This is a genomic window from Pantoea sp. CTOTU50773 (assembly GCF_032082325.1).
In the GTDB taxonomy this organism is placed as follows: domain Bacteria; phylum Pseudomonadota; class Gammaproteobacteria; order Enterobacterales; family Enterobacteriaceae; genus Pantoea; species Pantoea communis.
In genome coordinates this window covers 1-10132 of record NZ_DAMDQC010000155.1, presented here as the reverse complement: position 1 = coordinate 10132, position 10132 = coordinate 1, and the positions used below count along the sequence as shown (strand labels likewise).

At 56.6% G+C, this 10132-nt stretch carries 9 protein-coding genes and 1 pseudogene; 3 read left to right on the top strand and 7 right to left on the bottom strand.

The annotated features are described in order from the left end of the window. The 7 genes and pseudogenes from RT340_RS18965 to RT340_RS18935 form a co-directional block, all read right to left on the bottom strand. Positions 1 to 1551 (bottom strand): annotated as a pseudogene (locus tag RT340_RS18965) (methyl-accepting chemotaxis protein); the annotation flags it as partial. A 227-nt stretch (positions 1552 to 1778) separates the two neighbouring features. After that, positions 1779 to 2246, bottom strand: coding sequence for a heme-binding protein (locus RT340_RS18960; protein ID WP_313377492.1), 468 nt, complete (start codon positions 2244 to 2246; stop codon positions 1779 to 1781). A 65-nt stretch (positions 2247 to 2311) separates the two neighbouring features. Beyond that, a complete protein-coding gene (locus RT340_RS18955) occupies positions 2312 to 3706 on the bottom strand; it encodes a cytochrome c (RefSeq protein WP_313377491.1) in 1395 nt (464 codons plus the stop codon). Between the two features lie 2 nt (positions 3707 to 3708). After that, the gene (locus RT340_RS18950) at positions 3709 to 5301 is read right to left on the bottom strand and encodes a GMC family oxidoreductase (RefSeq protein WP_313377490.1); all 1593 of its coding nucleotides are present in this window, start codon (positions 5299 to 5301) and stop codon (positions 3709 to 3711) included. Positions 5302 to 5322: 21 nt separating this feature from the next. After that, positions 5323 to 5979: a sugar dehydrogenase complex small subunit gene (locus tag RT340_RS18945; protein WP_097117862.1), complete on the bottom strand. Its 657-nt coding sequence runs from the start codon at positions 5977 to 5979 to the stop codon at positions 5323 to 5325. Between the two features lie 2 nt (positions 5980 to 5981). After that, positions 5982 to 6458, bottom strand: coding sequence for a GlcG/HbpS family heme-binding protein (locus tag RT340_RS18940; protein ID WP_034829790.1), 477 nt, complete (start codon positions 6456 to 6458; stop codon positions 5982 to 5984). 39 nt (positions 6459 to 6497) lie between these two features. Further along, on the bottom strand, positions 6498 to 6896 hold the full coding sequence (locus tag RT340_RS18935) for a DoxX family protein (protein ID WP_058961083.1): 399 nt from the start codon (positions 6894 to 6896) through the stop codon (positions 6498 to 6500). A 479-nt stretch (positions 6897 to 7375) separates the two neighbouring features. Here RT340_RS18935 and RT340_RS18930 point away from each other — a divergent pair, with 479 nt between their 5' ends. From RT340_RS18930 to RT340_RS18920, 3 genes are all read left to right on the top strand, one after another. Further along, the gene (locus RT340_RS18930) at positions 7376 to 8353 is read left to right on the top strand and encodes a hydroxyacid dehydrogenase (protein ID WP_313377489.1); all 978 of its coding nucleotides are present in this window, start codon (positions 7376 to 7378) and stop codon (positions 8351 to 8353) included. Between the two features lie 3 nt (positions 8354 to 8356). Next, positions 8357 to 9049, top strand: coding sequence for an RraA family protein (locus RT340_RS18925; protein WP_313377488.1), 693 nt, complete (start codon positions 8357 to 8359; stop codon positions 9047 to 9049). Positions 9050 to 9138: 89 nt separating this feature from the next. Continuing rightward, positions 9139 to 10132, top strand: a 994-nt coding sequence (locus tag RT340_RS18920) for an MFS transporter (protein ID WP_313377487.1), incomplete at its 3' end; no start/stop codon positions are given.

Sequence of the window (10132 nt, the reverse complement as noted above, 5' to 3'; positions counted from 1 at the left end):
CACCGGCACGCGCCGCTTCCACCGCCGCATTCAATGCAAGGGCGTTAGTCTGGAACGCGATGCTGTTGATGATGGCAGTGATATCGCCAATCTTCTTCGCACTGTCATCGATCTGCGCCATGGTCTGTACCACTTCACCCACCAGCGATTCGCCACGACTGGCGATCTGCGTGGCGTTTTCCGTCAACGCCGTCGCCTGATGCGCATTAGTGGCGTTGTGTTTCACTGTGGCGGTGATTTGCTCCATGCTGGCGGCGGTTTGTTCCAGTGCCGCCGCCTGTTCTTCCGTGCGCGAGGCCAGATTGAGGTTACCGCTGGCAATTTCGCCTGCGCCCTGACGAACGGAGGAACTGGCGTCCTGAATTTGCCCAACAATCTCACGCAGCTGGTTTTGCATAGTATGCAGCGCATAGAACAGGCTGCTGTTATCGCGCCCTTTCAGTGTGATGACGTTATCCAGCTTGCCGTCCGCCACCGCCAACGCAATGGTCGCGGCTTCCAGCGGCTCGCCACCGATCGGTTTCAATACTTTGCGGCTGAATAACAGCCCCAGCAGGGCGCAGACCACCAGAATGCTAATGATCATCAGTATCACGGCGTTGACCAGTTGACGATGCGCCGCCGCCATCACTTTGCTCACCGGCGCGACCACCCCGAGATACCATTTCTGATCGCTGTTACCGATCACCACCGGCTGCCAGGTGACCAATGCATTTTCACCCAGTAACGCGTCATGCTGTTCCATGACGTCTGAACTGTAGTGATGGGTATCGCCCTTCCACGCTTTGCTGGTTTGGTTTTTATCCGGGTATGACACTACATTCCCCGCACTGGACAGCAGCATGGCGTAGCCCACGCCATCCCAGGGTTTGATTTTATTCACTTTCTCCTGCAGCGAGGCCAGTGAAATATCTGAAGTCACAACACCCCACAATTTCCCTGGCTTAGAATCGGCGCCGCCACGGACGTCAGCAGTGTGGGAACACCGTTGTAGGCATAGCTGTAGGGTTCAATTAGTGTGTCTTTTTGACTTTTCTGCGGTAGCAGGTAGTAGTCACCCTGGCCCGGTGTAAAGATCGAGGTTAGCGGGTGCATCTTGAAATTGCCCGACTGATCGCGATCGACGAAGAAGGCATAACGCCCCTTCGGTGCAGCACCTGGCTGGGTGGCGAACTCGGCGTCGCGGCCATCGAAGGCGTTTTCTTCAAAGACCACTGAAATCGACAGGTAGTCAGGGTTATCGCGCAGTGCCGACTCCATGACTTTATCGGCGACTTTACGATCCTGAATCCCTGCGGCTGGCAGCGCTATCAGACTGTGGCCGAGGTTATGCGCCACGTCTCGCGCATAGCTCAGCTCCTGCTGGATTTGCAGTGCCTTGGTTTGTGCAATCTGCTGCAGATAGTTTTCGGCCAGTGACTTTTGCTCGTTGCTGGACTGCCAGCTCAACACGCCGATGGTGACGGCAAAGCCGAAGGTGATGGTTAAGGCGCCCGTCAGCAGCATCTGCGTGCGGGTGCTCATTGTTTTCTTTGATGCGTGTTTGGCCATTATGGCGCTCCTGGAGTTGACACTTTTTCGGTTAAAAAATGAACCACTCCCTGTGCACCTACATCCCTCTGTAGAGACTATCGGCGCGCGGCGCAGGAACTTGATGGATGAGCAGGTCGGAGGAGAACTGAATGAGGTGTTGTGTTGCGCGGGCGCCCCTCAGGCCGCCCACCGGTGCATCAAAGTGCACCTTTGCGTCATGAATATTTGAGCAACGACCGGCGTCGTTATTTAAAGCTGTCGCTTGCTGCTTTGGCGATGGCGATTTCATTCGGGTTAGCAGAACCGCTGACGCCCACTGCACCAATGGTGTTGTTCTGCCACACCACCGGTGAGCCGCCGCCGAGCGGAATGACGCCCGGTAAGGTCGCAATCGCCGGTTCTTTACCGTTGGCGCGATCCATATATTTGTCTGTTGGCGTGCGATACAACGCGGCCGCACGGCCTTTCAGAATGGAGGAATCGATACAGCCGACGGGGGCATTGTCCATTCGGTTAAACGCCAGCAGCTGGCCTGACTGATCCAACACGGCAATACAGACGTTGGCGTTCAACGCGTGCGCTTTTTCCTGCGCGGCCGCGATCAGCTTCTGCGCATCGCCCTGAGAAAGAATGGTTTGCGTCAGGGTGGCATGCGCAGCAGCAGAACCGAGCAGCGCGGCGCTCAACAGCGCAAGGGATAAAGCCTTTTTCATTGAAGTTACTCCTTAAAGGGTCATACCGTTTTGAATGCGGGCGACGTCAACGCCGCCCGTAAAAGTTATTTCCGGCGGCGCAGGAAAAGGATCAATGCCATCACGATCACCAGCAGCGCAACGACGCCACCGATGATGCTTAACGCATGCGCGTATCGCACCAGCCAGCTGCCGCTTTCGCCTTTCAGCGTTTGCTCAACATCAGTTGGCGTAATCGCATGCTGCGGGTTGCCGAAGTTGGTAGAGACGTAGTCCGCCACTTTGGCCAGTTCGGCCTGACTAAACTGCGTGCGAAATTCCGGCATAAAGGCGTGATCGTTGCCAGTCTGTCGGTCCACGCCTTCCGCAATCGTCATGATCAGGTTGGCGGGATCGTCTGACAGCACCGCTGAAGATCCCACCAGCGAGGGATAGAAACGCTGAGCATCGTGGGTTCCGCGCCCGTCACTGGCGTGGCAGGTGGCACAGGCACCGTTGTACAGTTGCGCCCCGCTCATCGCATCGCCGGAGACATAATCGGCGATCTCATTTTTCATGCCGGTTTCAATGGCTGACAGCGGTGTAGGCTGTGGCGCTACCGACGGGGCTTTACGATCCGCGCCGCCAATCGCAGGCACCTGCTTCAGGTAATGCGCCATTGCCTCCAGATCGCTCTGCTGCATTTTCGAGAACGAGTTCTGCACCGCGGTGCCCATCTCACCCGCGGCAATCGCTTTACCGTGCAGCGCGCCGGTGCGCAGATAGGTGACAATTTCCGCATCGCTCCAGTCACCGATGCCCGCCTGTGCATCTGGCGTGATATTCGGTGCCGTCCAGCTGCCAACCTTGCCGCCCGACAGGAAGCGATCGCCCTGTTCCGCCATCATGCCGTTACGTGGGGTATGGCAGGTGGAGCAGTGCGCCAGCGTGCGCACCAAGTACTCGCCGCGTTCTGCACTGCCTGCGGCCGCATCGCTACCTGGCACTGCCGAGCTATCCAGGAACAGTAGATTCCACATCGCCATCACCGGTCGGAAAGAGAACGGGAACGGCAGATCGGTTTCAGGCGCCGGATGATCGTCGGCTGGCACACCGAGCATCAGATAGGAATAAAGTGCGTGGATATCCTCATCTGAAAGTCCGGCAAATGAGGTATAAGGCATCGCCGGATAGAGGTAATGATTGCCCGGTGCTTTGCCTTTGCGCATCACCGCAGTGAAATCCGTCAGGCTATAGTTGCCAATCCCAGCGGTTTTCGACGGCGTAATGTTGGAGCCGTAAATCATCCCCATCGGTGACTGAATCGCGTAACCGCCCGAGAAAGGTTTGCCACTGTGCGGATCGCGATGGCAGGCCGAGCAGTCACCGGCGGTGGCCAGATATTCCCCTCGTTTGACCAGATCCGGCGAAGCATCCTGTGCCTGCACGGCACCGGCCAGCAACAGGCTTGCCGCAGCCAGATGTCTGAAATGTTTGCGCATGATCAGATCTCCCTCGCGATGGTATCGGCCATACGCAACGCCAGCGCGATCCCCGTCAACGTTGGGTTCACCGTGGCAGAGGTCGGCATCACGCCGGTGGTGGCGAGGAACAAATTGGGATGGTCCCAGCTACGACAATGCGCATCGACCACCGAATCACGCGGGTTATCCCCCATGATGGTGGTGCCCATGATGTGATACTGATTACGCCAGCCGGTCGGGGCCTCAATCACTTCACCGTTAAAGGCCTGCAGGAAGTTAGCGAAATCCTTGTACGCCTGCGGGCGCATACCGCGCACGTAATCATCAAGATGGTAATTGACGTTGAGCATCGGCAGGCCAATTGAATCTTTGCGATCGTAATTTGGCGTCACGCGGTTGGTCGGACTTGGCAGCGTTTCACTCATGGTACTGATGTTCATGATGCGCGAGGCACGGTCGCGAATCGCATCATCCAGCGCTTGCCCCATCATGCCTTGCTTCAGCAGCGGCACAGTGACATCAACGTTGGGCACCAGGTTACGCAGTGAATAACGGATCGCCGAGTGCTGTGCGCGACTGGCTTCATCGCGGCGATTGGCGATAGTACCGTGCTGCACTGAACCGCGCCCGGTCCACAGCGGTTCGTCAGCGAGGAAAGTGAGGCTCAAACCGGTATGATCCATCAGGTTACGACCGACCTGATCGGAACTGTTGGCCACTTCATTCATCAGCAGCAGCTTCGGCGTTTCCAGCCCGTGAGCAGCGATGATGAAAGTTTTGGCGGTGAGGCGAGTGTCTTTGCCATCGGGCTGACGGTAGTGCAGCGCGACGATCTTGTTACCTGCGCCTTTCTCCAGCTTCCAGGCCACACATTCGGTGCGTAACTGCACGCCCAGCGCCACGGCTTTATCGACGTGCATATCACCGGAATACATCGCGCCAATCGGACAGATCGGTTCGCAGTTGTTGTTGCCCGCGCAAGCCGGACGGCCATCATAGGGACGTGACACGCGCGCGTGCGGCTCATGGATCACCTGATAACCCATCGGGCCCAGCTTTGATTGCATGCGCTGCACCATATACGGCTTGGCTTCCGGCGGCAGCGGATATTCCGCTGAACGTGGCGGATAGTGACCGCGCCCTTGCCCGCTTTGGTCCTCATTGGCGGTGCCGACGACGCCGACTTCACGCACGGCTTTGACATACCAGGGCTCCAGCTCGCTGTATTCAAACGGCCAGTCGCGGCCAACGCCGTACACGCTTTTCAGCTTGAAGTCGTTGGGTAACAAGCGCCAGCAGGCGGATGCCCAATGACGCGTACTGCCACCGGCCACGCGTAAGTAGCTGGTGACGTATTCGAAATCGTCATCCCCTTTGGCATCGATATAGCCTTCGGTGTAAGAGTTGGGTGCCCACGGCAGATTCGGATATGGCGTGCACCAGTTACGTTTACTGGCGCCGTTTCGGTAGTTTTCCACCACTTTCCAGCGTGGAATATAAGGCCCTGCTTCCAGCATAATCACCGATTTGCCCGCTTTCGCCAGCTGATAAGCGGCGTTGGCGCCCAGCGCACCGGAGCCGACGATCACCACGTCGGCATCAAATTCACTCATGATGTACCTGCTCGATTCTTGTTATAGGGTATTGTGCTGCGCCAGCATCGCCTCGGCTTCCACGAGGGTTTTGGCTTTGCCCTGCACCATCAGTAACCAGGGTGCATCAGGCTGCTTAATCTGCTTTGCGGCGAGGGGCGATTGATCGCCCCATTCGCGGATCAAGGTGGACATCGGTGGCGCTGTGACGCCCGGAGGCACTTCAGCCCAGTAATCACCGCCCGCTCTGGCATAACTTGGGCGAATGGTGTGATCACGCGTGGGCTCATACATCAGCGCCGACAGGAAGGTCACGAAGTGCGCGTCATCCACCGCTTTGGTCGTAGACGGATGACCGATATAGCCGAGATACCACGGCGAAATAATCGTTAGCGCGGTCTTCACGTCCGCGTCATCGAGTTGCGCGACGATCTGCTCACGATCTTCGCTTTGCAACGCATTGAGACGCGTCATCAGGCGCGCTAGCTGAGCCGGGAACCCTGCATCCTGTTCACACAGCAGCGTCCATAACCGTTCAGAAATGCCGATATCGAGGCCACGGCGTCCGGTTAGCAGTTCACTGGCGCGCAACAGCAGCGCTTGTGAGGCATCAGCAGGTGCGGCCAACAGGGGTTGCAACGGGATTGAAACGATGACCGGTGTGGCCATCATCAGTTGTAAAAAACGTCTTCTTTCCATGGCTAACCTGCTTTCAACGCCGACAGCGCGCCCTGCGCCGCTTCCGCATCCACGTTGCCATCTGGCGTGCTGACACCAATGGCGCCCACAACCACACCGTTCACTTTCACTGGCTCACCGCCTGGCAGCGGCACCACCACCGGGTTACCCAGCATACCGACATTACCGGCAGCGATTTTCTGCTGGAAGCTGGACGTTGGCACGCCAAAGGCGGCGGCTGAGTGCGCTTTCTTCGGCGCGAGTTCGCTGTTGGCCAGTGTGGCTCCATCCAGACGCTCATAAGCGATCAGCTGACCAAAAGGATCGACCACCGCAATCGCGCCGCCGATGTGATGGCTGCCAATAATCTGCTCAGCTTTCTCCACCAGCTGTTGCGCCTGGTGATGGGTTAATACGGCGACCTGGTTAACGGGTTCGGCGGCCTGGCTCGCGGCACAGAAAAGTCCACCGCACAGCAGCACTGTTGGGAGTTTTTTCATGGGTTTTATCCTGAATAATTAAAGGGTTAGGTGAAAATCTTAATGACGTGCTAGACGTTGCTGAATCAGATGATCGAGGCTCCATTTACCGCCGCCGTTCAGACACAGCATCAGGAAACCGGCAGCGCAGGAGATATTTTTTAACCACACCATCAGGTGTGCGTGGCTGTATCCCTGATAGAACAGGAATCCGGCCAGAACCGAGAACACCGCCATAAAAATGGCCGTGAACCGTGTCAGAAAACCAAAGGCAATGGCCAGACCGCCCCCCACTTCCAGCAGGATCACCAGCGGCAGGAAAAAGGCCGGGACACCGTTGTTCGCCATGGTTTGCAGGTTGTCTGCGTAGTGGGTGATTTTGTCGAGACCCGAAGCGAAGAACAGACCCACCGCCATGACGCGGCCGAGCACAGCGAAGAGATCTTTTGAGTGAGACATGATGTAACCGTTCTATTATGTAGTTGTTAATGAACCAAACGGTACACTCTATAACTTTAGTTACATTTATCATTTCGTGCGGCCAAAAAACGCTCAATATATGAGTTGTGCAACTTTGCGGCGCAATTTGCTCAAAACAACGACGATAAAATAACTGAGGGGCATCAGGGTTCTGAGGGAGGTTTTTGAAGTAGATCACACTATTTATGCGGTCTTTAGCCTGCTGATATACGGCCGCTGCGTTCCGCTAACTCTGCGTTTTTAACGATTTTTTAAGTAAAAATCCTAAAGCGTATAGCAGAACACAATCCCAGCAACATGCGACCTGTTTGTTAACAAAATTCCAACGTTATGGCGTGTGACGATTCAACTTCCGTCTCAAGTAATTATTCCTACCAGGAATGAATTAATAACCTTCGCAGAATATTTTTTATCGGTTGTCGATGCCAGGATGACGTAAACCCTATCGGAGAACCGACATGACTTATCGCTTTCTCGTGACCACTACCAGCCTCGGCAAGGGCGGCCGTGAACTGCTCGCTGAAGCAGGCTGTGTGATCGATTATCTGGATGACGCCAATGACGTTGCGGAAGTTGAACAGCGTATGAGCAGCGTGGCGTATGACGCGGTGATCTCGCGCACCGTTGAATTGAACGCGAAAGCCATCAACGCTTGTCCAACGCTGAGAATCATCTGCAAACACGGCGTGGGCGTCACCAATATTGATGTGGTTGCCGCGACTGAACGCGGGATTCCGGTGCTGACCACGCCCGCCACCAATGCGCAATCTGTTGCCGAACTAACGCTGGCGCTGATGCTGAACTGCGCGCGCCGTCTGCCCTATTTTCAGCAGGAAGTCACCGCCGGGCGCTGGACCCGCAGCGGTGATGGCGAAGAACTACAGGGCAAAACCCTGGGTCTGGTCGGCTTTGGCGAAATCGGCCGCCGCGTGGCGCGCTTCGCGAGAGTGATTGGGATGCAGGTCGCATTTTTCGATCCCGCTGCTCCGGCTGATGGTGACTTCGAAGGCGCGCAACGCTGTGATTCACTCGACGATTTACTGCCACTGGCAGATGTGCTGAGTCTGCACTGTCCGGTCACGCCCAAAACCCGTTTGATGATCAACGCGCAACGCCTGGCACAGTTGCCTGCTCACGCCACGCTGATCAACACCGCACGCGGTGAATTGATTGATGAAGACGCGCTGGCTGCCGCATTACAAAGCGGGCAACTGCGTGCCGCAGCGCTGGACACGGTGACCATTGAGCCGCTGGCTGCCGATCATCCCTTCCGCGCGCTCAGCAACCTGATCGTAACCCCGCATATTGGCGGTTCCACCCCGCAGGCATTGGATGCCGTCGCACAGAGCGCAGCACGTCAGTGTCTCGCTTTTCTTGATAACCAACAGATCAACCCATCCGCCTGCGTTAATCCGCAGGTGTTAAACCGGAGTTAACTTATGACCATCCATAAAGACTGGCCGATTGGCTATTTCATCGGTGAGCGCGGCGCACAGATTGATGCGGGCGTGATTGATGCCTTCCGTGCCTTGCCGGTGCCGAACATTGGCGACTCCATGGGGCGCAGTGTTGGTGCGCTTGGCTTACAGGCTTATCACAACGATGCCAACCTGGTGCTGTGCGGCCCGGCCATCACCGTGAAGGTGCGTCCTGGCGATAATCTGATGATCCACAAAGCCATCGAGATGGCGCAGCCGGGCGATGTGATTGTGGTCGATGGCTCGGGCGATCTGACTCAGGCACTGATCGGTGGCTTGATGCGCACCTCTGCCGTCACCAAAAAGATTGCCGGTTTTGTGATTGATGGCGCCGTGCGCGACCTGAATGAATGGGCAGAAGGCGGTATTGCCTGCTGGGCACGGGGTAACACCCTGCGCGGCCCTTCTAAAGAAGGCCCTGGTGAAGTGAACACCACGGTGCACTGTGCAGGACTGGTGGTTTCACCGGGCGATTTGATCGTCGCCGATGCCGACGGCGTGATTGCAATCCCGCAAGATGAGCTGAGTGTGCTGCTGCCTCGCGCACAGCAACATGCCCAGCGTGAGGAGAAGATCCGCGCCAGCAACGTGGCAGGCAATAACGACCCTGAGCGCTTCAACGCGATTCTGCGTGCGAAAGGCTGCCCGGTTTAACGTTAACACCCTGAATCACCTGTGTTATCGGGCATGGCCATCCGGCCAGCCCTTAACAAACCATTATAAAAACAACGGAGTACCCTACCGTGCTGAAAAAAATTTCGCTGAGCGAGTCGATCCCTCCGCCGATGACCTGGCGTGACAACTTCACACCAGAAGAAGGCAAAGCATTTGGTGCGCAACTCTCTGCGCGTCTGGAACGCTTACCCGCCGCCCGCCCGCTGTGGCTGATTATTTTTGCACTGGCGTTGGGGGGTTGGTTTGAAGTGTATGACGTGTTCCTGACCGCCTATATCGGTCCCGGTATGGTGCGTGAGGGGATTTTTTCCCACGGCAGCCATAACTTTTTTGATCCTCATAGCCTGGGGGCGTTTGTCGCGGCGATGTTCCTCGGGGTTTTCCTCGGCACCCTGTTGATTGCCAATCTGGCTGACCGCCTCCGGCGCAAAAAGGTGTTTATCATCGCGTTACTGGTTTACGCGATCGCCAGTGGCATTATGGCGTTTCAGCACCATCCGTTTTCCATTGTGTTCTGGCGCATTGTGTCGGGGATTGGCGTTGGCGCTGAACTGGTCACCATTGATGCCTATGTCTCCGAATTCATTCCGGCGCGTCTGCGCGGCAGATCTTATGCCTTCGTGCAGGCCATCCAGTACACTTCGATTCCGACCATCGCTTTCCTCTCATGGCAGCTGGTCCCCCAGGAAATTCTCGGCCTGAGCGGCTGGCGTTGGGTGGTGTTGTTTGGCTGTATCGGCGCGGTGCTGGTGTGGATCCTGCGCATGGGCTTACCCGAAAGCCCGCGCTGGCTGGTTGAGCAAGGCCGTTACAAAGAAGCGGAAGACGTGGTACGCAGACTGGAAGCGCGCGTGGCTAAATCCACCGGCGCGGCGCTGCCTGCCATTGATAACCCTTTGTTGCAGCCCATTGAATCTAAACCGGCAGTGAAAAATGAGATGTGGCATCCACCTTACCGCCGCCGCACCCTCATGCTGCTGGTATGCAACTTCTTTCAGTCGATTGGCTATTACGGTTTTGCCAGTTGGATCCCGACACTGCTGGCAGCAAAAGGTGTGACCT

Excerpts from the sequence above, each read along its gene's own strand:
- RT340_RS18960 (WP_313377492.1), bottom strand. The coding sequence starts at position 2,246 with ATGAAAAAGGCTTTATCCCTTGCGCTGTTGAGCGCCGCGCTGCTCGGT.
- RT340_RS18955 (WP_313377491.1), bottom strand. The coding sequence starts at position 3,706 with ATGCGCAAACATTTCAGACATCTGGCTGCGGCAAGCCTGTTGCTGGCC.
- RT340_RS18950 (WP_313377490.1), bottom strand. The coding sequence starts at position 5,301 with ATGAGTGAATTTGATGCCGACGTGGTGATCGTCGGCTCCGGTGCGCTG.
- RT340_RS18945 (WP_097117862.1), bottom strand. The coding sequence starts at position 5,979 with ATGGAAAGAAGACGTTTTTTACAACTGATGATGGCCACACCGGTCATC.
- RT340_RS18940 (WP_034829790.1), bottom strand. The coding sequence starts at position 6,458 with ATGAAAAAACTCCCAACAGTGCTGCTGTGCGGTGGACTTTTCTGTGCC.
- RT340_RS18935 (WP_058961083.1), bottom strand. The coding sequence starts at position 6,896 with ATGTCTCACTCAAAAGATCTCTTCGCTGTGCTCGGCCGCGTCATGGCG.
- RT340_RS18930 (WP_313377489.1), top strand. The coding sequence starts at position 7,376 with ATGACTTATCGCTTTCTCGTGACCACTACCAGCCTCGGCAAGGGCGGC.
- RT340_RS18925 (WP_313377488.1), top strand. The coding sequence starts at position 8,357 with ATGACCATCCATAAAGACTGGCCGATTGGCTATTTCATCGGTGAGCGC.